The organism is Aerococcus tenax (genome assembly GCF_003286645.3).
In the GTDB taxonomy this organism is placed as follows: domain Bacteria; phylum Bacillota; class Bacilli; order Lactobacillales; family Aerococcaceae; genus Aerococcus; species Aerococcus tenax.
The window spans coordinates 2,063,254-2,087,453 of the sequence record NZ_CP127382.2 but is presented as its reverse complement, the minus strand read 5'-3'; the positions used below and the strand labels follow the sequence as shown (position 1 = coordinate 2,087,453).

General features: G+C 44.0%; 23 protein-coding genes. 12 read left to right on the top strand and 11 right to left on the bottom strand.

What is annotated here, in order from left to right; all coding sequences use genetic code 11:
• Window positions 1-448: 448 nt before the first annotated feature.
• From DBT50_RS09590 to lpdA, 5 genes are all read right to left on the bottom strand, one after another.
• Window positions 449-1,498 (bottom strand): PTS sugar transporter subunit IIC, encoded by a 1,050-nt coding sequence (locus tag DBT50_RS09590; protein WP_111852461.1) that lies wholly within the window; start codon window positions 1,496-1,498, stop codon window positions 449-451.
• 75 nt (window positions 1,499-1,573) lie between these two features.
• Window positions 1,574-3,025: a 2-oxo acid dehydrogenase subunit E2 gene (locus tag DBT50_RS09585; protein ID WP_111852460.1), complete on the bottom strand. Its 1,452-nt coding sequence runs from the start codon at window positions 3,023-3,025 to the stop codon at window positions 1,574-1,576.
• 43 nt (window positions 3,026-3,068) lie between these two features.
• Window positions 3,069-4,058, bottom strand: a complete 990-nt coding sequence (locus tag DBT50_RS09580; protein ID WP_111852459.1) for an alpha-ketoacid dehydrogenase subunit beta — start codon at window positions 4,056-4,058, stop codon at window positions 3,069-3,071.
• 33 nt (window positions 4,059-4,091) lie between these two features.
• Window positions 4,092-5,078: a thiamine pyrophosphate-dependent dehydrogenase E1 component subunit alpha gene (locus DBT50_RS09575; protein ID WP_111853452.1), complete on the bottom strand. Its 987-nt coding sequence runs from the start codon at window positions 5,076-5,078 to the stop codon at window positions 4,092-4,094.
• Between the two features lie 76 nt (window positions 5,079-5,154).
• Complete coding sequence (gene lpdA, locus DBT50_RS09570) at window positions 5,155-6,570, bottom strand: dihydrolipoyl dehydrogenase (RefSeq protein WP_111852457.1); 1,416 nt, start codon at window positions 6,568-6,570, stop codon at window positions 5,155-5,157.
• Between the two features lie 369 nt (window positions 6,571-6,939).
• Here lpdA and rpmH point away from each other — a divergent pair, with 369 nt between their 5' ends.
• Genes rpmH through jag form a run of 4 tightly spaced genes read left to right on the top strand, consistent with a single transcriptional unit; the run spans window position 6,940 to window position 9,328 of the window.
• Window positions 6,940-7,074, top strand: coding sequence for a 50S ribosomal protein L34 (gene rpmH, locus DBT50_RS09565; RefSeq protein ID WP_013669588.1), 135 nt, complete (start codon window positions 6,940-6,942; stop codon window positions 7,072-7,074).
• A gap of 51 nt (window positions 7,075-7,125) precedes the next feature.
• Window positions 7,126-7,512 (top strand): ribonuclease P protein component, encoded by a 387-nt coding sequence (gene rnpA, locus DBT50_RS09560; RefSeq protein ID WP_064293045.1) that lies wholly within the window; start codon window positions 7,126-7,128, stop codon window positions 7,510-7,512.
• On the top strand, window positions 7,502-8,353 hold the full coding sequence (gene yidC / locus DBT50_RS09555) for a membrane protein insertase YidC (protein ID WP_315862396.1): 852 nt from the start codon (window positions 7,502-7,504) through the stop codon (window positions 8,351-8,353). Before rnpA ends, yidC begins: the two co-directional genes overlap by 11 nt.
• A 15-nt stretch (window positions 8,354-8,368) precedes the next feature.
• Complete coding sequence (jag, locus tag DBT50_RS09550; RefSeq protein WP_111852456.1) at window positions 8,369-9,328, top strand: RNA-binding cell elongation regulator Jag/EloR; 960 nt, start codon at window positions 8,369-8,371, stop codon at window positions 9,326-9,328.
• Between the two features lie 122 nt (window positions 9,329-9,450).
• Here jag and DBT50_RS09545 read toward each other — a convergent pair whose 3' ends face one another.
• Both DBT50_RS09545 and DBT50_RS09540 read right to left on the bottom strand, forming a co-directional pair.
• Entirely contained in the window at window positions 9,451-9,870 is a 420-nt protein-coding gene (locus tag DBT50_RS09545; RefSeq protein ID WP_111852455.1) for a hypothetical protein, read from the bottom strand.
• Between the two features lie 15 nt (window positions 9,871-9,885).
• Window positions 9,886-10,830 carry an NAD(P)H-dependent flavin oxidoreductase gene (locus DBT50_RS09540; protein WP_111853451.1) on the bottom strand — a complete coding sequence of 315 codons (945 nt, stop codon included), beginning with the start codon at window positions 10,828-10,830 and terminating at the stop codon, window positions 9,886-9,888.
• Window positions 10,831-10,954: 124 nt separating this feature from the next.
• Between DBT50_RS09540 and DBT50_RS09535 the strand changes: the two genes are divergently transcribed.
• From DBT50_RS09535 to DBT50_RS09525, 3 genes are all read left to right on the top strand, one after another.
• Window positions 10,955-11,881, top strand: coding sequence for a LysR family transcriptional regulator (locus DBT50_RS09535; RefSeq protein WP_111853450.1), 927 nt, complete (start codon window positions 10,955-10,957; stop codon window positions 11,879-11,881).
• Between the two features lie 290 nt (window positions 11,882-12,171).
• A complete protein-coding gene (locus DBT50_RS09530) occupies window positions 12,172-13,089 on the top strand; it encodes a 3-hydroxyacyl-CoA dehydrogenase family protein (RefSeq protein ID WP_111852452.1) in 918 nt (305 codons plus the stop codon).
• 103 nt (window positions 13,090-13,192) lie between these two features.
• The gene (locus DBT50_RS09525) at window positions 13,193-14,407 is read left to right on the top strand and encodes an acyl-CoA dehydrogenase family protein (RefSeq protein WP_060778995.1); all 1,215 of its coding nucleotides are present in this window, start codon (window positions 13,193-13,195) and stop codon (window positions 14,405-14,407) included.
• A 131-nt stretch (window positions 14,408-14,538) separates the two neighbouring features.
• Here DBT50_RS09525 and rpoN read toward each other — a convergent pair whose 3' ends face one another.
• A complete protein-coding gene (gene rpoN / locus DBT50_RS09520) occupies window positions 14,539-15,870 on the bottom strand; it encodes an RNA polymerase factor sigma-54 (protein ID WP_111852451.1) in 1,332 nt (443 codons plus the stop codon).
• Between the two features lie 130 nt (window positions 15,871-16,000).
• Between rpoN and DBT50_RS09515 the strand changes: the two genes are divergently transcribed.
• The 5 genes from DBT50_RS09515 (at window position 16,001) to DBT50_RS09495 (ending at window position 21,364) form a co-directional block, all read left to right on the top strand.
• Complete coding sequence (locus tag DBT50_RS09515) at window positions 16,001-16,420, top strand: PTS sugar transporter subunit IIA (protein WP_111852450.1); 420 nt, start codon at window positions 16,001-16,003, stop codon at window positions 16,418-16,420.
• A gap of 24 nt (window positions 16,421-16,444) precedes the next feature.
• Window positions 16,445-16,939 (top strand): PTS system mannose/fructose/N-acetylgalactosamine-transporter subunit IIB, encoded by a 495-nt coding sequence (locus DBT50_RS09510; RefSeq protein WP_111822070.1) that lies wholly within the window; start codon window positions 16,445-16,447, stop codon window positions 16,937-16,939.
• A gap of 22 nt (window positions 16,940-16,961) precedes the next feature.
• Window positions 16,962-17,780, top strand: coding sequence for a PTS mannose/fructose/sorbose/N-acetylgalactosamine transporter subunit IIC (locus tag DBT50_RS09505; RefSeq protein WP_111852449.1), 819 nt, complete (start codon window positions 16,962-16,964; stop codon window positions 17,778-17,780).
• Window positions 17,777-18,625, top strand: a complete 849-nt coding sequence (locus DBT50_RS09500; protein ID WP_111852448.1) for a PTS system mannose/fructose/sorbose family transporter subunit IID — start codon at window positions 17,777-17,779, stop codon at window positions 18,623-18,625. The genes DBT50_RS09505 and DBT50_RS09500 overlap by 4 nt, the downstream gene beginning before the upstream one ends.
• Before the next feature lie 171 nt (window positions 18,626-18,796).
• Window positions 18,797-21,364: a sigma 54-interacting transcriptional regulator gene (locus DBT50_RS09495; protein WP_111852447.1), complete on the top strand. Its 2,568-nt coding sequence runs from the start codon at window positions 18,797-18,799 to the stop codon at window positions 21,362-21,364.
• Between the two features lie 88 nt (window positions 21,365-21,452).
• Here the strand turns inward: DBT50_RS09495 and DBT50_RS09490 are convergent, their stop codons facing one another.
• The 3 genes from DBT50_RS09490 to DBT50_RS09480 form a co-directional block, all read right to left on the bottom strand.
• Window positions 21,453-22,118 carry a PepSY domain-containing protein gene (locus tag DBT50_RS09490; RefSeq protein WP_111852446.1) on the bottom strand — a complete coding sequence of 222 codons (666 nt, stop codon included), beginning with the start codon at window positions 22,116-22,118 and terminating at the stop codon, window positions 21,453-21,455.
• 194 nt (window positions 22,119-22,312) lie between these two features.
• Window positions 22,313-22,636, bottom strand: a complete 324-nt coding sequence (locus tag DBT50_RS09485) for a putative heavy metal-binding protein (RefSeq protein WP_111852445.1) — start codon at window positions 22,634-22,636, stop codon at window positions 22,313-22,315.
• A 156-nt stretch (window positions 22,637-22,792) separates the two neighbouring features.
• Window positions 22,793-24,007, bottom strand: a complete 1,215-nt coding sequence (locus DBT50_RS09480) for an AI-2E family transporter (RefSeq protein ID WP_111852444.1) — start codon at window positions 24,005-24,007, stop codon at window positions 22,793-22,795.
• Window positions 24,008-24,200: the final 193 nt, after the last annotated feature.

The window sequence follows — 24,200 nt, the reverse complement described above, 5'->3', positions numbered from 1 at the left end:
CGAAACGACTCCTTTCTATAGAAATAGTCTCTTTTAGTTTACCATGAAGCGTAAAAGTTATCCACATTTATTCGACTTGGGGATAAAAGTTTTCCCAAGTTGTTCATAGACTTATCCACAATCTGTGTATAGTTAGCGGGTAACAGGGGAAAACTTGTTCGATTGTGGATAATACCCTGGGGCAAAAGCCTGACTACACACAGATTTAACAAAATAATCCACAGCTGTGGATAACTTCTCCCCTTGCTGTGGATTGTGTAGAAGTCTGTTAAAAGCCCTTGGGATAAGTTATAGACAGTAAGCTCTGTCCACTCCCCCTGGGAAAACTTATCCACTTTTGGGGATTTAAGAGAGTGCGACAGTCACAACAAAGGACGAAATTGGAGGGTTACTACTTAAAAATAAGCATAAAAAAAGCCGAGCTTGCGCTCGACTTTTTTTAGAATGTTTAGTCTTGACCTTGGTAAGCAAAGACCACGTTACCGTCATATAATTTCAATACTTTTTCAAAGAGAACTTTGCTGAGTAAGGCAACGGCTACGGGGATGATTAACCAAGAGAGAATGACTAAAGGAATACTTAGGCCGGCATCAAAGGATGCTAGAGGTCCGACAATACCCACTAAACCGAAACCTGCGGATTGTGGGGTACCGGAAATATTAAAGAGGGCTACTGGAATAGCAGTAATCACTGCAGTAAATAGGGTAGGTACCAAGATGATTGGGTACTTGAATAAGTTGGCCATCATCATCTTCATAGCCCCTAAAGCAATGGCTAGGGTAACCCCGGATTCATTAACTTTCCAAGAATGAACCACTAAAACGACTGTGGTTGCTGCAACCCCCATGGAAGCTGCCCCAGCAGCAATCCCATCGAGTTGGATAGCTAGACCGATCGCTACGGTTGAAATGGGTGAGATAATCAACATCGCGAATGAACAGGAGATCAAGATGGTCATTAGGATCGGTTGTAAATTGGTAAAGCTGTTAATGACACTACCGATGGCGCCAGTGAATTTAGCGATAATAGGGAGTAAGAGGACCCCGATCAGGGCCACCCCACAACCTACTAAGATCGGCATGGCGATCACAGCGGTGGAGCCAAATTTATCTTTGACCCAGAGTAAGACCAGAACCGCTATGGCGGCAGTGATCATGGTATTGATCAAGTCCCCGGTTCCCGCACCGATATAGGCCTTGGCTTCAGGGTTATATTGGACAACTCCCGAGCCCACGAAACTGGCTCCGGCGGTCACCATGACTTGCATGGGCTTGAAGCCAAATTGCATGGCGATTAAGGCCCCAATCAAAAGCGGTGTAGCTAATTGGAAAATCACGGCAATTTGAGAAATGGTAACGGCTAGGGGAATGTGGGTAAAATATTTTAAAATCCCAGATAAAACGGCATTAGGAATTAAACCAATAACCACTCCTGTCGCTGTCCCATTCAATACTTTATTAAGAAAGACCTTAGGGGTCATTTGTGTTTCTTCACTCATATTGTCACTCCTTCTTCTCTAGAAATAATTGGTTGACTCTCAGTTAAAGACTGTCGCTAGAGTCTAAGAAGCGCATTAATATATCTCTGTTTCTTGGCTGAATTGAGCTAAATTGTGGACCACATCTTGTAAGAAGCGACCGGCCTCTAAACCGTCGAGGAGACGATGGTCAATGGAGAGACAGAGGTTAACCATGTCGGCCATTTTGAAATTACCGTCATCACTGACAAGAAGGCGCTTCTTAATCGATTCGATTTGAAGAATCGCAGCTTGTGGTGGATTAATGATTCCCATGGATTGGACCGAACCGAAGACCCCCGTATTATTTACGGTAAAGGTCCCGCCTTGCATGTCTTGGCTGGTTGCCTCACCGCTTTTAACGGCTTGGGCGAGGCGGTCAATTTCATGGGCGATTCCATTGATGGATAGACGGTCCGCCTGCTTAATCACTGGTACATAAAGATGGTCTTCGGTAGCTACTGCTATCGATAAGTTAATGTCTTTATGGTAGTGAATCCCATCTTCTTGCCAACTGGCGTTAAGCAGTGGGTGTTGTTTTAAGGCTTGGGTCACTGCTTTCACAAAGAATGGGAAGTAAGAGAGGTGGATCCCTTCGTTATCCTGGTAGGAATCTTTCAAATGATTGCGTAAATTAACGATATTGGTCACGTCAGCTTCTACCATCATCCAAGCATGGGGAATCTCTTGGTAGGACTTGGTCATTTGTTTAGCAATGGCCTTACGGATACCATCGGCTGGTGTGACTTGGTCTTGAGATTGACTTGGTTGACTCACAGGAGTCTTGGCTGACTGATCAATTTGGCTGCTGCTTTCAGACTGGCTGGCAGTTTGGTCTGGGCTTGAGGCCGACTCAAGTGCCGCTAGGACATCTTTTCGCGTGATGCGCCCTTTAGCACCAGTTCCCACCAACTGAGACAAATCAATATTATGCGTCTGTGCTAATTTTAGCACAGCTGGTGAGTATCGGCTATTAAATTTTGATTTTTCTGAATCATTTGACAATTTCGCTTCATTTACTTTTGTGCTTTGACTGCTACTTTCGCTTTGATCAGCGGCCTTGAGGACGTCTTTTTTGGTAATCCGACCATTTTTGCCAGTCCCGGTGACTTGCTTGAGATCGATTCCTTTCTCCTGGGCCAAACGAACGACAGCAGGGGAATAGTTGAGATTTTGAGTTGGCTCGGCTTCCTCTTTTGCCTCATCCGTCCGCTCTTGGTCATTCGCTGCTGTTGAACTGGCTTCAGCCTGGTCGTCTGGGCCATCCCCTGCGACTATAATTGACAGGATGGCTTGGCCAATAGGGATTTCTTCATCTTCATCAACCAACAATTCGTCGATCACCCCACTATATTCGGAGGGGACCTCGGTAGTGACCTTGTCAGAGATCACTTCTGCAAGCGGGTCGTATTTTTTGACGGTATCGCCGGCTTTGACTAGCCAAGCGTTAATGGTCGCTTCGTGAACACTTTCGCCTAGGGCCGGCATCTTGATGATTTTTTTAGTCATTAGTTTAAGCTCCCTTCTGCTTGATGACAAGTCTTAGCTATGGTTAGAATTCAGCGAGCTCTTTCATGGCTTCGTAGACCTTGTCCTCATCGACTAAGAATTCACGTTCTAAGTTGAGGGCATAGCCCACAGTAGGCACATCCGGACCAGCTAGACGGCGGATGGGCGCATCCAAGTCGAAGAGGGCTTCTTCAGCGATAATGGCGGCGATTTCACTCATAATGGCGCCTTCCTTGTTGTCTTCAGTAACCAAGAGGACCTTACCGGTTTTCTTAGCCGCTTCCACCAGGGTGTCTTTATCTAGTGGGTAGAGACTTCTCACATCAACGACTTCACATTCAATGCCTTCTTCTTCACTTAAGCGTTCAGCGGCTTTAAGGGCGTATTGGAGGACAATCCCGTAGGCAATCACAGTAATATCGTCCCCTTGACGGAGGACATTGGCCTTGTCTAAAGGAACGGTATAGTCTTCACTAGGAATTTCATCTTTTAAGAGCCGGTAGAGGCGTTTGTGTTCATAGAAGAGGACGGGGTCATCAGAGCGGATAGCGGCCTTGATCATGCCCTTAGCGTCATAGACAGTGGATGGCGTGACAATGCGAAGGCCTGGTTGACCAGCAAAGACCTTATCGGTGGTTTGAGAATGGTAGAAACCACCGCGAACCCCAGCCCCATAAGGTGCTCTAAAGACGATCGGGTTGGTCCAGTCGCCCTTGGTCCGGTAACGCATTCTAGCGGCTTCGGAGTTAATTTGGTTAACAGCTGGGAGGATATAGTCGGCAAATTGGAATTCACCAATAGCCCGGTAGCCTTTAACGCCTAAGCCCACAGTTAAACCAGCAATAGCAATTTCGGTGAGGGGACTGGAGAAGACCCGGTCATCCCCGTATTTAGCGGCTAGGCCTTTGGAGACACCAAAAACCCCACCTTTTTCCCCGCCGACGTCTTCACCAAAGATGAGGACCTTATCGTCGCGGGCCATTTCTTCATCAATACCTTGGTTCAAGGCCTCTAAGTAAGTTATTTCTGTCATCTTGAGTCATTCCTTTCCTATTATATGGAGAAATTAGTCGGCATAGACTTGTTCATAGAGTGATTCTGGCGTTGGATCAGGGCTGGCTTCCGCTTCATCAGTGGCTTGGTCGACTTCCGCTTGAAGTTCTTGGTAGATTTTTTCGTTTTCTGCTTCAGTCAGGTAGCCTTCCTCGATAAGTTGTGCTTTAAATTTCTTAATCGGGTCGTTGGCTTTCACTTCTTCCAGTTCTTCAGGAGACCGGTAAACCGTTTGGTCGTCATCGGAGGAGTGACTGGTTAAACGGGTGACCATGAGTTCAATTAAATGTGGGCCACCGCCTTGGCGGACCTTTTCCACGGCTTTTTTGAAGGCTTTATAGCTTTGGGCAAAGTCAAAGCCGTCCACGCGTTCGCCTTCAAAACCATAGCCAGGGCCTCTTAGGGCTAAGGATTCGGCATGGTATTGGTGTTTGGCAGGAACGGAGATGGCATAGCCGTTATTTTCCACCACGAAGATAACAGGGAGTTGCATAACCCCGCTGATGTTCATGGCTTCAGCACATTCCCCTTGGTTAAAGGAGCCTTCACCAGTTGTGGTTAGGGAAATGCTGTCAGACCCATCCAGTTTGTTGGCTAGGGCGACACCCGCAGCCACAGGGTATTGGGTGGACACTGGGGAGGAGTGGCTGACAATATTGTGTTCTTTGGAACCGAAGTGGTTAGGCATCTGCCGGCCGTGGGAGTTGGGGTCAGCATCCTTACCAAAGGTGGCGAGGAGAACATCGGTACAGGACATGCCCCACACCATGCAGGCGGTCATGTCCCGGTAGTAAGGCAGGAAGAAGTCCTTGTCATGGTCAAAGGCTAAAGCCATAGCCACTAGGCCGACTTCATGTCCTTGACCAGAAATATTAAAGGAGGTCTTACCAATCCGAGTCAATTGCCAAATCCGCTCATCGAGTAAACGGCTACGGACCACATGTTTATAAGCCTCGATAATGGCTTCTTTACTTAGACCAGTACTTGCTAATTTTTCCATGATAGTCAACTCACTTTCTACTTACTAATTGTGACAAATTAATTTTTAGAACTACTACATCCTTTGTGACTGTAATTTACTTGTGAATGGCCATTTCCATAGCGTCTAAAGCGGCTTCTTGGAGGGCTTCTGAGAAGCTCGGGTGAGGATGGACGGTGGTGGCGACTTCCTCATTGGCGGCATTGAGATAGAGTCCCAAGCTGCCTTCACTGATCATTTCGGAGGCATGGGGGCCAAAAATCGTGATGCCCAGTAAGTCGTCCGTGGCTTGGTCACGGATGACTTCAATAAAACCGTCACTGGCTTTCTCGATCAAGGCCTTGCCGTTACCTGCTAGGGGGAAGTGGCCCACCTTGGCTTCAACGTCTTCGGGGAGGTTGTCTTGGTTATAACCTACGCTGGCAATTTCCGGAGAGCTATAGACACAGCGTGGTAACATGGTGTAGTTGAGCGGGTCACTGGTCTTGTTGACGATATGGTCAACGGCACACTTGGCTTCCGCCATAGCTACATGGGCCAGTTGCAGGGTATTAATGGCGTCCCCAATGGCATAGATATGGCCTTCCTTGGTTTGGAAGTGCTGGTTGACCTTAATCCCCTTTTTATCGTATTTAATGGAGGTATTATGAAGACCAATGTTATCAATGTTAGGTTCGCGACCAACAGCCACCAAAATCTTGTCAAAGACTTCCTGGTCTTGACCTTGGTTCATGGAGACCAGGACTTGGCCGTCCTTGACCTGGGCTTGGTCGACTTGGCAGCTGAGTTTGAGGGAGATGCCTTGTTTTTTAAAGCTTTTGGCCAGGGCTTGGGAAATGTTTTTACCTTCATTGGCTAAGAGCCGGTCCAGGTATTCGATAATGGTGACTTGGCTTCCCATCCGAGCGAGGAAGGAGGCAAATTCTACTCCAATGACTCCGCCACCAATAATGGCGATGGATTCAGGAATTTTTTCTATTTCTAAGAGGCCGGTGGAGGAGAGGATATATTCCTCATCAATGCTAATGTTAGGCAGATTTTTGTTCCGCGACCCGCTAGCAATAATGACGTTTTTGGGAACGATAATACTTTCTTCTTCCTTGGGATCATTCGGGCTTACTGCAATGGCGCCCGAATTGGGAGAGAAGATCGAAGGCCCTAAAACTGCCCCGTGCCCCTTTAGGAGGTGGACCTTGTTTTTCTTGACTAAGCCTTCCACCCCAGTTACTAATTGTTTGACTACGGCATTTTTATAGGACTGGACTTTTTCCATCTTTACCTGGGACTGGCCGCTACTTTCAATCCCAAAGGCCTGGGCCTGGTCGATCGTGTCTTTAACATGGGCGGCTTGTAAGAGGGCCTTGGTAGGGATACAGCCCCGGTTTAAACAGGTTCCCCCGACTTTATCCTCTTCGATTAAATAAACCTCTAAGCCGAGTTTGGCTGCCTGGATAGCAGCAACATAGCCGGCGGGTCCGCCACCGAGTACGACTAAATCTGTATTGATCATCAACCGTCACCTTTCTTTCTATACATCTGACTGGAATAATTAGCTTTGTTTACGGTTTATTCACTTGAAAATAAAAAGAGACGAAAAGATATGGATCTATAGTAAGTAAGCGCTTTCTTTTTCACTTTTATTATACTGATCCTTAGGCCATTTCGCAAAGGTTGGACTTAATTAATAAGAAGAAACTATTAATTATTAGTCGACTAGAAACAGTTTTTATAAGACTGCTGGGGAGGATGTGTTTTTTAGAAAAAGATGAGTCAGTTGGTGGATTTTTTTTTAGATTTCTATTGATCTTATTTCAGTTGTTCGGTATAATGTGAAAGATTGTTATTAGATATAACCATTCCCAAATCATAGGAGGTGTCATTCATGAAGAGAACTTATCAACCAAATAAACGTCGTCGTCAAAAGAAACATGGCTTCCGCAACCGTATGAGTACAAAAAATGGTCGTCACGTTTTAGCGCGTCGTCGTCAAAAAGGCAGAAAACGACTTTCAGCATAAGACCACAAAGCGCTGTGGTCTTTTTTTATTTAGTGTCGAGGAGGGAATACAATGCGCAAGAGCTACCGAGTCAAGTCAGAAAAAGATTTTAGCTTGGTTTTCCATCAAGGAGACAGCAAGGCAAATCGGCAATTTGTAGTCTACTCCATCGAAAAAGAGCAAAAACATTTTCGGGTTGGACTCTCTGTGGGAAAAAAGATCGGCAATGCGGTGACCCGCAACCGGGTGAAACGGTTAATCCGCCAGGCGCTGACCGAGTTAAAACCCTATATTAAAAGCAATGTCGACTTTATTATCATTGCCCGTAAGCCAACCAAGGCGATGAGCCAAGACCAGGTCAAGTCCAGTTTGATCCACGTCATGCGCTTACAGGGCCTCTTCCACACTGACCCGTCTAGGCCAGTAGAAAGAAACGAGAGGGCAGAAAGTGAAAATTAAACAAAATAAAAAACACCTGCTAGTTCTGGGGATGCTCTTAGTTGGGGTCCTGGTTCTGAGTGGGTGCGCCAGAGCCGGCGGTATGGAGCCGATTACAGCCGATTCCACGGGCTTTTGGGACCGTTTGCTCTACATGCTATCGCAAATCATCATTTGGTTATCAGGAGTCTTTGGTAATAGTTACGGGATGGGGATTATTGTCTTCACCATCTTGGCCCGCCTCCTCTTAACCCCGCTCTATCACTTACAAATGAAGAACACGGAGAAGATGCAAAAGATGCAGCCTGAACTTCGGGCCTTGCAAGAAAAGTATGCTTCCCGTGATGCGGAAACCCAACAAAAACTCCAAGAAGAGACCGCCAAACTGCAAGAGAAGTATGATACCAACCAATTTGCTGGCTGTCTCCCCTTACTCATCCAACTTCCAATTTTGACGGCCCTCTACCAAGCCATCAGTCGGACTGAAGCCTTAACCAATGGGCATTTCTTATGGATGGAATTAGGGAAGCCAGATCCTTACTTTATTTTACCGATTATTGCTGCGGTATCGATTTGGTATTCGACCCACCTCAGTCAGATCGCTTCGGGGATTAAGTCAGGTTCAATGACAGCCATGCAATACGTTATGCCTGTCTTTATTTTCTTTGTTATGATGAACTTACCGAGTGCTTTGGCCTTATACATGGCAACTGCCAATGTCTTTACCATTGGCCAAACCCTATTGATCAACAACCCTTATCAAAAACAAAGGGCCCGCCACGAAGAAGAGGCCAAGGAAAGGGATTTGGAACGGCGCTTAGAGAAAGCCCGTTGCAATCCACGAGGTAAAAAGCGTAAGTAATAAGGAGCATCAAATATGAAATTAGAAACTTATCAAGGCGCCAGCGTTGAAGAGGCGATCGCAGTAGCTAAAGAAGGGCTCCAAGTCAGTGACATCCCGATGGAAGATGTCAAAGTCCTCCAAGAGCCTAAAAAAGGTTTCTTTGGTTTTGGTAGCCAACCAGCCATTATTCAAGTCAGCCTAGCGGATGATGAACCCAGTGTTGATGAGATTGTGGCTGAAGTCGCTGTTGAAGCAGAAACAGTCACTGACCCAGCAGCTGATACAGAGCCGGCCACGAGTGAAGTGGTCGAAGAAGCGGCTGTGGTTGAAGCGCTCGATGATAGCCAAAGTGCTGCCAGCCAAGCGACTAGTGAATCAAGCAGTGACAGCGCTGAATTAGAGCCAGTGGAAAGTCAAAGTGAGCCAGCCAGCGAAGTCGCTAGTGCTCCAGTAGCCGATGACTACGCAGAAACTGACAGCCAGTCCCAAGACGCAGACTATGAAGAAGATGAGGAAGAAGTAGAAGACTCTTCTTATCCTTTCGACTGGGGCGTTGAAGATGTGGCCCACTACCTCATCGATGTCATGGAAGCCTACCTGGTGGATGTGACTATTGATGTTGAAGATATGGATGACTTAATTATCTTCCATATTAATACGGATAAACCGGGCTTAGTGATTGGTAAGCATGGTAAGATTATCAATTCTTTAGAAACCCTGGCTCAGATTCTCACCCATTCCCATGTCCGTAAACGCGTCGCTGTTGAAGTGAATGTGGGTGACTACCGGGAACGTCGTGAGCAAACCTTGGAAAAATTGGCGGAAAGAACCGCTGACCAAGTGACCGTGGAACGTGAAGATGTCACCTTGAGTCCCTTGCCAGCGCGTGAACGGAAGATTATTCATCGCTGCCTATCCAAATACAGTCATATTAAAACCCAGTCCCAAGGCCGCGATCCTCATCGCTATATGGTCGTATCCTATAAGGACTAGTGATATGGTAAGAAGAACTCCAGTGTCTGATGGCGCTGGAGTTTTTTTATGGAGAATTCTTTTGTATAGAAAAAAGTGCCCTAAAGTCTGCATTCTACTTTAGGGCATTATTATCTTATATATTAAAATTTCCAGCTTTCTTTCGTCCCTTGAACCATATCTAAGTAATCAGCCTTACCAGAACGAATCACGAAACCAATACGACCTTGATTAATTTCATTATCTAAAATACTTTCATCCACAAAGGAACTGTTACTAAAAGCTGCTTGTAGTTCTTCACGGGTTAAGGTCTCAGCTTGGCCAAGAACACGGGCAACGACTACTTTTTCTGGTTGCATAATAAAGCCAGTTAAAGCAACTTCTGAATTATCTTTTAATTGTTGACTAACTTCTGAATCAGGGCTTGAGGTGAGGTAAATCCCACTCTCATCTGCTAGCCACACATTCATTATCCGTGAAGCGAGTTGGTCTCCATCATGGGTGGACACAACTAAAGAAGTGATGTCATCTTGTAGTAAACGATAAAATTGGCCTAATTCCATTATTATTTCTCTCCTTTAATAATTAACTGATTGAAACATGTTTTGAATAATAGTTGCAGCATCTTCGACTGTTTGTAACTGGTCAACAGCTAGACTGACGCTGACAATGCCGTTGTCTAAGTCGCCATCAATCATACCTCGTTTAATAGCTTCCCAGTTGTAGTCTAGTAATTGAGCAACTTCTTCCTTACTTCCACCATTAGCGGTTAATTCAGCAGCTTTTACGGCTAATTTAGTCGGTACCGAACGATACACGGACGGAATCATGTCTATATTGACTAAGTCAGTTGATTTCGCCTTAATGATAGCTTCTTTAGCTTTAGGATGGACCTTAGATTCACTAGCAATAAGGAAGCGTGATCCAACGTAGACACCTTCTGCTCCTAAGGCAAAGGCTGCGTTGATTGTACGACTATCAAAGATAGAACCAGCCGCCATAACTGGCACATCGACGGCATCAACAATCAGAGGAATGATTGAAAAAGAACCATATTCTTGGTAAGGAATACCTCCACCTTCATCAAAACTTGTTGCTACTATAATATCTGCACCTGCGGCTTCCGCTGCCTTAGCGCCCTCTACGGTAGGTTCAGGTTCTCGATAAATAATAACTCCACCACGGTCTTTAATAGATTGCATGAACTTTGGAGCGGGCTTTCTTCCCACACAGATATAATTTTTAACCCCTAAAGAAAAGGCGAGGTCGACTAGGTCATAGGCTGAATTACTTTCAGGAAAGTCCTCGTCAGGTAGGAAGACATTTAGGGCAAAGGGTTTATCGGTTAGTTTTTTGGTCTCTTTAATCTCATAATCATGGTCATTGGGTAGTGATGCACATAAGGATCCTAACCCTCCAGCATTCGATACGGCAGCCGCTAAACTTGATTCTGAGATTAAGGCCATAGGACCTTGGATAATGGGATAGTCAATCTCTAAAATCTCTACTATACGATTAGTCATTGTTTTTTCCTCCAAATCTAAAACTTATATAATCTGGATATAGTATAATAGGATTCATAGCGCTTTCATTTGGAGATTCTTCAAGATATTCTTGAAGTGAAAATGACAAAAAGGGGATTGAGTGATGAATTTAGACCATCTCATTTATTTTGTTTATGTTGCTAGATATCTAAGTATCAGTCGGGCATCAGAAATATTAAATGTTGATAGTTCCACTATCAGTAAAGCTATTACTAAACTCGAGGAAAATATAGGGGTTTCTTTGATCGTTCGTAGAGGTAGACGACTTGAACTCAGTCGCTTAGGTAAAATTTACTATAGATATGCAACTAGGGCATTAGCTGAATTGGGTAAGGCTGAAGAAGAGATAAAAAGTATTGCTAATTTGACTCAAGGAAGTTTATTCATAGGAAGTATTTCTTCACTCATACCAGTTTATTTACCTCAACTACTCAAGCAGTTTTATCGAAAGTATCCTGCTGTTCATGTTCACTTGGCTGAATATCATTCGTCAACTATATTAGAATTAATTGATAATGGTGATTTATCACTAGGCTTTTGTGGTTTCTATAATAAAGAAGAAATTAATTTAAAGAATGTGGATTATTTTAAATTATTTCAAGAAGATTTCGCACTAGCTGTACATCCTAATCATGATTTTTCTAAACGAGCAAGTGTTAGTTTTGAAGACTTAAAGCATGAACATGTGATTAACTATGAGACTCATTCTGACTTTTGTGAAATTCTCAGTGAAGCTTATCTTCACCAAACTTTCGCTGAAAATACTCGGTCAAATTTTTATGTTAAAGATGAAACCAGTATTTTAGGTTTGGTTGCGGCAAGAATTGGCGTGGCATTTATTCCGGCTCATCTTGATCTTTCTTCATATCAAGTAGTAAAAATTCCATTAAAAGATCTTTATTTATCGCGAGATATTTATCTCATTTGGAATAGTTCAGTACTTGAATTAGATGTCATTCAGAAATTTAGAGAAGTTGTTCTTTCAATGAATCGTAGTCTTGTATCTGATTTAAGAAAAAATAAGTCCTAGGAATCAGGTCGAACTATGATCAGTACAAAAATTGTATAAATTTCCCTTCCAGAGGAGAAAACAGCCAAGAAATAAGATATTTATTTTTTGGCTTTTTTCTTTATGTTTATATTTTATCAAGGCTAGGGGAAGACTTGTGAAAGGGCTTTATCTGAACATATTGGCTTAGTGATAGTGATTTTAGTGCTAGATAACTAATAAGTGCACAAGCATAAAAATAATAAAGCGCTTACATTTTTGCTACAATACTTGTGAAGATAATAAATCCAAAGAAAGGAAGTGTTTGTTCTATGTCAGAGATCAAAACAATTGGCGTGATTGGGGCAGGTTCCATGGGGGCAGGGATTGCCAACGTGTTTGCCTCTAACGGTTACCAGGTGATCTTAAGAGATATTGAAGACAAGTTCGTCCAAGGGGGGATAGACCGGATTAGTAAATTTCTCGACGGCAGTGTCAAACGGGGGAAATTAGATGAAGCCGGCAAGGAAGAAGTCCTCGGCCGGATCACCGGAACCACTGACCTCAAGGACTTCAAAGATGTGGACTTTGTGGTTGAAGCCGTTCTAGAAAAAATGGAGCTCAAACAAGAAGTCTTTAAAGAAGTGGAAGGCATTGTCCGTGATGATATTGTCCTGGCGACCAATACCTCTTCTTTATCCATTACCGAAATTGCTAGTGCCTTAGAAGATCCTAGTCGTTTCGCGGGGATGCACTTCTTCAACCCACCACAAGTGATGAAGTTAGTTGAAATTATCTATGGCTATGAAACCAGTGATGAGACGGTGGCCGTGGTTAGAGAAGTTGCTGAAAGTATCGGTAAAGAAACCGTGACCGTTCATAAAGACTCCCCCGGTTTCATCGTTAACCGGATCATGATTCCACAAATGATTGAGGCCATTAAGGTGCTCGAAGAAGGCATTGCCACCCCAGAAGACATTGACAAGGCCATGCGTTACGGCTTGAACCACCCCATGGGGTCATTTGAACTCCAAGACTATGCCGGTGTCGATATTGGTTACTATGTCATGGAATACTTCGAACAAGAGTATGGTGACCCTCGTTGGACCCCACCAGTAACCATGAAGAATATGATGCGGGCTGGCCGTTTCGGTAAGAAGGCAGGCAAGGGCTTCTACGACTACGATGAAGATGGTAACCAACTTCCTTCTGAACAAGCCAAAAACCAAGAAAAATTACAGGGGAAATAGTGAGATGACCAAAAGGCCCAAAAAGCGCTAGTCTTGGGGAGAAATTAATATCCCCAGCCGCTTGGAGGTCATGTGAGCGAATTAAAGGACAAGGAGAACGATTATGGTTAAAGAATCTAGAGCAGACATTGATGCAGTTGAAAAAATGTTTTATTCCGACCTTTATAACTATGCCGAAGACTTAACCGATGGGGAAAAAGAAGTCCTACAAGAGGTTGAAAAGGTTCTAAAAGAAGATATCTACCCCGTCCTCGATGAACACTGGGACAAGGCAACTTTCCCACTGGAAGAAATGCAAAAGATTATCGATATTGACCTTATTCAAAACCCTAAATTATTAGAAGGGCGCGAAGATGGGACCATTAGCCAACTTTTCCGGGGCTTCCGGGCCTATACCCTAGCTAAAACCGACCCGGTGATTGGGACCTTCTATACCTCTAATGGAGGCCTCTTCCACGAATGTGTCAAAATTGGGGGCAGCAAGGAACAACAAGAAAAACTCATGCCTGGCGTTTTAAGCTGGGAAGGCAAGGGTGTCTTAGCCATGACCGAACCGGAACACGGCTCTGATATTGCTGGTGGGATGGCAGCGACCGCTAAACGGGAAGGCGACACCTGGATTCTGAATGGTCATAAGAAATGGATCGGCGGCGGGACCCTAGCTAAGTGGCACGCTTTCTTTGCCCGTGATGTGGATGATGGCCAAGTGAAGATGTTCTTTGTGGAACGGGAAAGTGAGGGGGTAGAAACCTTCAATACCGAACCCAAAGCCTTCTTCCGAATGATGCCTAATGCGGAAATTATTTATACCGATGTTAAAGTGCCTGAGTCCCAACGGGCGCAAAATGTGAACTCTTGGAAGGACGCAGCGAACATCCTCCGCAACACCCGGTCTGACGTGGCCTGGTTACTGGCAGGTGCGACAGCCGGTGCCTTTGAAGCAGCTTTGAAGTACACCCGGGAACGGGAAGCCTTCGGTAAGACCGTAGCCAGCTTCCAATTGATCCAAGAAAAATTGTCCCGCATGGCAATGAACGCTCAAGCTACCCTAGCGATTGCGGTCAGATTAGCTCAACAACAAGAACGTGGTATCTACAAAGAAGAAAATTCTTCTATGGCCAAGATGCATAACGGCTACCGGGCCCGTGAAAATGCTGCTTTAGCTCGGGAAGTCTGTGGGGGTAACGGCATTCTCTTGGAATACGATGTGCCACGCTTTATGGCGGATATTGAAGGGATGTACACCTATGAAGGGACCCACGAGGTTAACTCCCTCATTATCGGTCGTTACTACACTGGCCAACAAGCCTTTATCTAAGAAGTTTTTGATAATTAAGCGCTGGGCTAAAACTTAGGCGAATAATATAATAAGACGAAAAAAAGTGTCTCTTTCACTGATGAGTGATGGAGGCACTTTTTGTTTGTCGATAAATTACCTTAATAAGCCTGTTATGCCTGATCTTTATTTTTCTGGGCAAGTTTTTGTCGCTTTCTCCTTCGTGCCCCGGGAATCCCCATGGCTTGGCGGTACTTGGCCACAGTCCGGCGGGCGAGGTAATAGTTGTGGAGGGCTAAGTGATCACTAATGGCTTGGTCGCTGAGGGGATGGTGGGGGTATTCCTGATCAATGATTTGGCGAATGAATGTTTCTGCTTGCTTGCGAGTCAGAGATTCGCCATTGGCGGAAACTTTTTTAGCTAGGAGGTCGTGGAAACTCAAGATCCGCTGATTATATTGCAAGTATTTATCCATAATGGCCCGGGAAATGGTTGAATCGTCATAATTCAGTGCCTGGGCTAGTTCTTTTTGTGACAGGGGGCGGAGTTGGTTTTCTTGCTGATTTAGATAGGCGGCTTGGTAGTGGACTAGGTATTGGCTAATTTTCAAGAGCAGTTGGTCTCTTTTCTTGAGTGAGAAGACCAGCCAGTCGAATTCTCGCTTTTTGTCTCTGAGATAGGCCAGGGTTTCCTCATCAGGGCTTTTTGCTGTCATGGCTTGGTAGTAATCTTGCTTAAAGCTTATTTGGGGGAGGTAGTCCTTAGAAACTTGAAAGCTTACTTCCCCATTTTTTGTCTTCACAATAATATCGGGCAAGGTGTAAGCAGGGATATCATGAGAAAAATTACGAGCCGGCCGGGGTTCCAGACTTTGAATCTGTATCAAGCCCGCCCTTACCTGGTCTAGAGGGATGCTTTCTTGCTGAGCGATTTTGTCAAAGTTTCCCTGGGCCAGGTCTTCTAAGTGATCATTGATTAAAGCTTCCACTAATTGTCCATCAGGAAGGGCCTTGGCCTGTAAAGCTAGACACTCTTGTAAATTACGGGCGCCGATGCCTTTGGGTTCCAGGCTTTGCAGGATACTTAAATAAGTCTCTAATTCAGCTTGACTCCAAGCAAAGAGTTGGCGGGTGGCCTGGTCCTCCTTGCGGTAGTAACCGTCTTGATCCAGTTGGCCAATTAAATAAGCAACTTGTCTTTTTTCATGGGCAGCTATAGGTTTTTCATTGATTTGCTGAATCAGGTACTCATCCAAGGATACAGCATGGGAATCAGCCAAAGTATCTGCTAAAGAATAGTCATTCGCCTCATGAGTAAAGGTGGATTGGACCTGTTGATTTTCACTAATCTCGATAAAGGGGTTGCTTTCATAGTAGTTGTTCAATTCGCTGATTAAGTCGACCTGGTTCTTTTGCAAGAGTCGGGTGGAGTGGACCAGTTGGTTTCTGACATAGGGAGTTAATTTTTCTTTGATCTTTTGCTGGGTACGATAATTGATAGCCATAAAAGAACTCCTTAAACACTAATAAGTGATTATAAACACTATAACAATCTTTGTTTATTATTATAACAGGAAAGTTTTGGCATATAAATTGCTATATATAAAGTAAGAGATTGAGAAAGGAGGTCAGTTGATGACCAAGAAAATATTAATTGCTTCTCACGGACACTTGGCATCGGGTTTTAAATCGTCAATCAAGATCCTCACGGGTCTAGAAGACCAAGTCCAAGTGATTGATGCCTATGTCACGGATGAAGATTATAGCAGTCAAATTGACCAATTCTTAGCCGATATTGAGGCCGAAGACCAAGGCATTATCTTTACAGATATCTTTGGAGGGTCGGTTAACCAACGGATCGTTTCTAAGTGTTTACATAGTGATAAGGCCAAGCAGGTCTATGTGATCAGTAATGCTAACCTAGGTGTTATCCTGAGTGTCTTACTTTCACCTGAAGCCGTGAGTGAAGCCAGCTTACACACCGCAATCGAAGAAAGTGCTGTTAAATTAGTTCAGTTAGAAGCCGAGGAGTCCGATGATGACTTCTTTGCTTAAGCCAAGAGAATGGAGATTTTTACAATGATTACCCAAATTCGTGTTGATGACCGCTTAATCCATGGCCAAGTGGCTGTGGTGTGGACCAAGGAATTGAATACTCCTTTAATTATTGTGGCTAATGATGCTGCAGCCAATGATGAAATTACCCAAATGACCTTGAAAATGGCTGTGCCAGAAGGCTCTAAATTGTTGATTCGTTCAGTTGCTGACGCCATTAAGGTTTGCCAAGACCCTAGAGCCGCTGATCGGAAATTATTCGTGATTGTCAATAAGGTTTCTGATGCTTATCAAATTGCTGAGGCAGTTGAGGATATTGAAGCTGTTAATGTGGCCAATGTCGGCCGTTTTGACCAAACTGATCCTGCTGAAAAGGTTGCTCCATTTTCCAGTGTGCAATTGAACCCAACCGAATTACAAGCAGCTAAAGATCTTTCTCAACTGAAAGTCGATAGTTTCCACCAAGTCTTACCAAGTAATACCAAGAAAGATCTCGCTGAAGCCTTAGCAAGTCTATAGTAAATTAGAAAGGAATTGAATTATGCTTACTTATGCAATCATTGCCTTTTTCATTGTCTTCTTCTGTTCATCAGTCACTTACTTGACGGGTCAATCCATGATCGAACGGCCCTTAGTGGTTGGTTTGGTGACGGGCTTATGTATGGGAGACATGACAACAGGTATTTTAATCGGGGCTGCCTTAGAAGCCGTCTTTATGGGTAATGTCAATATCGGTGGGGTGATTTCCGCTGAACCGGTTACCGCGACTGCTCTGGCCGTAACCTTTGCTATTATTTCTAATGTTGAACAACAAGCTGCCATTACCTTAGCGATCCCAATCGGTATGTTAGCTGCCTTTGTGGTTATGTTTTTGAAGAACGTCTTTATGAACATCTTTGCCCCAGCTCTTGATAAATTTGCTCGGGAAAATAACCAAAAGGGAATTGTTTTCTTGCATTACTTTAGTTTCGTGGTCTACTTCTTTATCTTAGCTTCTATCACCTTCATCGGTGTCCTCGCCGGAAGTGGTCCGATTGAACAATTAGTGAATAATATCCCTGAAGCCTTAATGAATGGTTTGAAGGCTGCTGGTGGGCTCCTGCCTGCTGTAGGTTTTGCCCTCTTAATGAAACTCTTATGGAATAATAAATTAGCTGTCTTCTACCTACTCGGTTTTATTCTAACCGCCTACTTGAAATTACCAGCTGTTGCTGTTGCGGCTCTTGGATTTGTGATCTGTCTAGTCAGCGCTCAACGTGACTTAGAACTGAACGAATTAAGAAGTTTACGACAAGCAACGTCACCAAGCAATAATGTTGCAAACACCGATCAAGCAGAGGAGGATGACTTTTTCTCATGAAATTATTAGGTCAAAAAAAGGCGCAAAGCCCTGAAGAAATTGAAGATAAAAAGATGTTGCGGTCGATGTTTTGGCGGTCTTGGACCATTAATATGAGTCGGACCGGGGCCTACCAATATCACGCCATTGGTTTGATTTATACCCTCTTACCAGCCATTAATCGTTTCTATAAAACCGACCAAGAAAAAGCGGATGCCTTGGTGCGTCATACCACTTGGTACAATGCCACCATGCACTTAAATAACCTGATTACTGGGATTGTTGCCGCTATGGAAAGATCCAATGCTGAGTCCGATGACTTTGACCCTAACTCCATTACCGCGGTAAAAACCTCCTTGATGGGACCCATCTCAGGGATTGGCGACTCCTTCTTCTGGGGAATTTTACGGGTGATTGCCGCAGGGATTGGGATATCCATTGCGTCGACGGGTTCGCCTTTAGGAGCTATTATTTTCCTACTACTGTACAATATTCCAGCCTTCCTAATTCATTACTACATGCTGGATATTGGTTACTCGCTCGGGACCAACTTTATCCGCAAGGTCTATGAATCTGGAGCCATGAAAGTCATTACCAAAGCTTCCTCTATGCTTGGTTTGATGATGGTGGGCTCGATGACCGCTTCCCACGTTAAATTTAAGACTACCTTGTCAGTTGCCGTTAACGGCGGTGGCGACCCGATTTTGATTCAAGAATACTTAGACCAACTCTTTAAAGGTTTAGTGCCAATGGCCGTGACCCTATTAGCCTTCTACTTAATTCGGAATAAACGCGTGAATGTTAACTGGATTATGCTAGGAATTATCCTCCTTTCAGTCGTTCTGGGCCTTTTAGGGGTTGTATAATATTAAGAGTTATCATTTAATAGATAGTGTGATAAAAATCACAAACTAGGAGGCTACGAATTAAACGTAGCCTTCTTTAGTTGACTTCGGACACCAGTCTTGAAGTTGCTTCAGAAAATTCAAGTCCCTGACGGCGTCCGCACATCCTTTTTCAGAAACGGGGTAGTTATTGTGAAGAAAGACATCCAGAAAGAATTAATGAATATCCTTTTACAGCAGTCCCAGCCCTTAAGTACTCAAGCTTTGAGTGAGGCGATTGGTCGCAGCCGGTCCTTAACCAGTAATTATCTCAATAATTTAGCCAAGCTCGGCAAGGTAGACAAGTCTGATTCGCGCCCTGTTTATTGGACTTTAGCTCTTCAAGGTCAACGTCTGGAAGAAAGCCAAGAGCAGATTGATTATTTTGCCCAATTTATTGGGAGTCAGGGGTCGGTTAAGGAAGAAATTAAACAAATTAAAGCGGCCGTCAATTATCCTCCCATCGGTTTGCCAATTTTATTAAATGGGAATTCTGGGGTAGGCAAGTCTTATTTGGCTCAACTGATCTATAAGCAACTCCATGCTTTGAATAAGTCTTGCTCCGAGCGTTTTACCGTCTTTAACTGTGCCGACTATGCCAATAACCCGGAGTTAATGTCTTCACTCTTGTTTGGTCATGTCAAGGGGGCCTTTACCGGCGCAGATAGTAAACGGGAGGGGCTCCTAAAGACTGCCGACCAGGGACTTCTCTTTTTAGACGAAGTTCATCGGCTCTCTTATGAAAATCAAGAGAAGCTCTTCCAATTCCTGGATAAGGGCTATTTTCGGCCCCTGGGTGAGGAAAATGAGGAAGTCTATTCCAAGGTGCGCTTGGTCTTAGCGACTTCTGAAGATCCCGAAAAAGTCCTCTTGCCCACCTTTTACCGGCGGATTCCCTTGACTATTAAGCTCCCTGATTTCCATCAAAGGCCCTATGATGAGCGGATTAAGTTAGTGGAAACCCTCTTTCGTAAGGAATCTAAGCGCTTAGACCTGCCCATAAAAATTGACATTGGTGACTTTGAATTTCTGGTTAATCAAAAATATCCTGGTAATATCGGGTCGCTCTACAATAATATTCAGTTATTATGTGCCCAGGCCTTTGAATACCAGGAAAATGCGGACTATCTTTTGATTTCTAATCAGAACCATATTGATCAGGTCCTGACGATCGACGCTAAGGAAGGAGCGTCTAAGCGCCAAGAGGACATTGAGCAATTAATTATCAAACCCTTACAGAAGGTTTTTGACCAAGAGTCGATTTATAGTGTCCGCTCGGATTTTATTGGTTTTACCCAAGACCACTTAAATAATATCGAGCAGTCCAATTTGGAGCCAGTGATTCTCTATCAGACCTTGGTGAAGTCCTGCCAAGACATCTTAGGGAAAAATATTATCGCTGGTCATGTCGAAACTTTTATTCGTTTTTATAGTTCCTACCAGTCTTATTTGCAAGAAATTACTTTCCCTAGTTCTATTAAAAAGCAAATCCTTGCTGATTATTCGAGAACCTATTCCTTGGCCAGGGAACTCTGTAAAGGGCTTGATCCCAAGGCTTATAAGAACTTGGTCTGGTATTTAAGTCTCTTGCTCTTGGATGCCGTCAATGAAAATCTTGCCTACCATGCCCTATTAGTGGCCCATGGGGATTCGACGGCTTCCAGCATCCAAAAGGTGGCCAACCAATTAAATGACAATTATATTTTTGATGCCATTAATATGCCTTTTTCCGCTTCAGTTCATGATGTGATCGCTCGGGTCAAGGAGTGGATGGATGACCATCAAACTTTGTCGGGGATCATTATGTTGGTGGATATGGGGTCACTGACGACCCTCTATAAGGGCTTGAAACCGGAAATTCGCGGGGAGCTCTTTGTCATTAACCAGCTAAGTACTGCCTTGGCGCTAGAAATTGGTAATTACCTGATCCAAAAACGTTCAATGACCGATTTTATTGAAGAAACCGAGGGCAAGTTTTCACCAAAGGTTCAGTTCTTTGAAGGTTTTGATATTCAAAAAAATATTATTATTTCCAGTATTTCTGGGGAAGAGCTGGCTGAGGGAATGGCTGACATTTTGAAAAAGTATTTGAAGCCTAATATTAAAACCATCGTGATGAACTATAATGAGCTTCTTCATTTAATTCACCAGCAGGATATCAATGAACATTACTTTGATGCCACTTATTTTGTCCTCACCACGACGCCCTTGGATTGCCAGGGGAGGGTGAAAAATGTCAATTTACTGGAACTTTTAGAAAATGATTTTGATAATCTAAGTACTTATTTTAAAGATATTGTGGCTCTAACCGACCTACAAGTTTTGTTTAAGGACTTTCTCAAGTTCTTTTCCGTGGAGGGTTTGTCCTCGCGTTTAGAATTCTTAAATCCTGAAGTTATTATTACCCAAGTAACCGGCGTGATTGAAAAGCTTGAGGACCGTTTTCAAATCGAGCTCCCACCCAAGATTAACTTTACCTTGACTATGCATTTGGCTTTGATGATTGAACGGATTATTTTAGATCCAGTGGATTATGAGCTTGCCGTTGATATTCACCAATTACGTTTAAACGATAAACCTTTCTATAACTATCTCAATACCATACTCTACCCTTTGAAGCAGTTCTACCGCATTGAGGTCAATGATTGGGAGATTTATAGTATCTATGCCATGTTAACCAGCTACCAGGAAAGTCAAAAAGAGAAAGGTTATTCCAGTTAACTATTTTAGGTATCATTTAAAAGCAATGACTAAGTAAAAAGGATCTAGCAGATTTATTCTACTAGATCCTTATTTTTTTATTTATTGATTACTTGTTTATAATTTCTCCGCTTGTGGCATTGACGTCCACATCATCGACATTGGTGAGGTCGACTTCGTAGTGGATGACGCCGTTGTCATCAACAGAGAGTTCCCAGTTCTTCACTTTTTGGTCCGGGTGTTCGGCGAGGGCCTTTTTCATAGCTTCTTTTGGTGTGATTAGGCTGGTGACTTCGAGTTGTTTCGTTTCGTCATTGGCTTCTTTTTCAGCTTCTACTTTCAAGACTTCACCACTATCGGGATCAATGTGCATGTCCCATTCGTTTTCAGCGTTGTAGCCTTGGATTTCATAGGTATATTTGCTGAATTCTTCTTCGTAATCAAATTCGATTTCTTCGATCTTCACGTCTTGGGCGCCGGTTTCTTCGTTAAATGTATTCACGGCATCTTCGATAGAGACGGCATATTCTTTGTTTTCAATGCCTTCTTGGTCTTGGCTGGACTCCGCTTGGTCCTTATTGCCCTCTTTGGACTCTTGTTGGTCTTGATTTTCCTCTTTGGAAGCCGTTTCTCCCTTGGTTTCTTGAGAAACTTCTTGGCTGCTTTCATTTTGGTCAGTGTTGGCCTTATCTCCCCCATCATTGGCTTGGCCACAGGCAGCTAGGGTAAAGATGCTGGCTAGACTAACTAATGAGATTTTTAATTTCTTATTCATCGAATCGTCCTCCTCAAAATGCTTTTATATGATTGACATACTTTAAGCTTAGGAGAAATATTGATAAACCACAAATGGAAACGCTTCATTTCACAGATTCTTAACGTCTCCTTAATAAAAAACAGAGAAAAACTTAGAGTTTCTCTCTGTTTAGCAGGGAATGGTTTATATAATTTGCTGGACAGGCACCTGACTTAATCACTTAAGCTGACTGCGGTGCCACTGCAGGTGACCATGATAATGCCATTATTAGCGCCTAGGGTTTCATAGTCCATCTTGACGCCCACCACAGCATCGGCGCCCAGTTCTTTGGCCCGGTCAGCCATTTCTTGGAGGGCTTCTTCGCGGGCTTGGGTCAGTTCTCCTTCGTAACCCTTGGACCGGCCACCAAAGACATTACGAAAACCTGCTCCCATGTCTTTGAGCAGGTTGACCCCTGTCACCACTTCGCCAAAGACAATGCCTTGGTAGGCGGTAATGGTCTTGCCTTGGATGTTTGGGGTAGTTGTAGTAATCATGATAAGCCTCCTTAGTCAATTATAATGAAAGCGATTCACTTCTATCATTATTTTATCACTTAGCTGGCCTACTTAATATAAGGAATTGCAAAAACCCTTCCCTTTTTTATTCTAGGGGAAGGGTTTTTGATTAAAGTTGAGATACATTTTTATTAGCTAGTTCAAGCCCTCTTCACTGGCCAAGGCTTGGATACTGAAGTCGTGCTGGCGGGCCAGTTGGCTAGGAGCTTTGACTTCTTGAGTGTCAGTAGCTTGGGCTTTGGCTTCGCGGTAGTTGACGTCAAATTTAAGAAGCCGGTAGCCGGCAGAAGCAATGGGTACGCCGATAAGCATACCAGCGACCCCCATTAAACCGCCACCAACCGTCACGGCAATTAAGACCCACATACCTGGGAGTCCCAGGGAATTACCCACCACTTTGGGATAGATCAGGTTCCCCTCAATTTGTTGGACCACCACGATAAAGACCACAAAGAGCAGGGCTTGGATGGGAGAATGCATGAGGATCAACAGAAAACCCAGTCCCCCAGAGATATAGGCCCCCAAGAGCGGGATAATGGCCGTCACCCCAGTAAGGACCCCAATCATGCTGGCGTAAGGGAAGCCAAAAATCCACATGCCAAAGCCAACCATACAGCCCAGGATAGCAGCTTCGACGACTTCGCCAGCGATAAAGTTATAGAAGGCGTCATTGATCATGGCGAGGACATAGTGGACTTGGTTATAACGCTTGTCCTTTAAATATGCCTTGGTGAGCCGATGGAATTGGTGGCCCAATGTTTCCTTAGACATCAAAATATAGAAAGTAATAATGATGGCAATAAAGATGGTGACGATCCAGCTGGCGACTGAAGTGACAGCGCCAATGGTTGACCCAATTAAACTCGAGGTGAGTCCTTGGGCAAAGCTAACGGTGCGCCGGACCATGTTTTGCCAGTTGAGGTCCAAGTTCCCCATATAGGAGACAATTTCCGGATAGAGGTCCTCATAGCGCTCTAGGAGTCGATCGAGACTTTGGAAGAGGCGGGGGAGGATCTCCATGAAGTTGGTCACTACAGCCACCAATTGGGGAATAATCAAGCCCAAGGTGAGGGCGATAATGGCCAGAATCGTTAAGAGCGCCAAGACAATGGCGATGGGACGGCGGATTTTTCTCAGCCAGTCCTTATCAGTATGGGGCCATAAATACTTCTCATAAAGCGACATTAAAATATTGACCACATAGGCCATCATGGCCCCTAAAGTGATCGGATAGGCAATCGACCAGACTTGGCCCAGCCAGGAGATGATGGTTGACCAGTTGAGGACAATCAGGCAGAGGGCAATGATGCCTAGTCCCAGTGATAACCATTGTTTACGGTTAAAATGCACAAAGTTAACCTCCTTTATTGGTTAATGATTGAATATTTTTTTGGCATAAGTTTACTTTAACAAATTATTGGTTAGAAGTCTTAAGAAAAAAGCAAAGTCAGCGACCTTTTTGGCCTTTTGGAAATATTTTGAAAAAATAAGTTTTACTACTTTAGAAATATTCTAAACTAGTGTATACTAAGCATACGCAAGT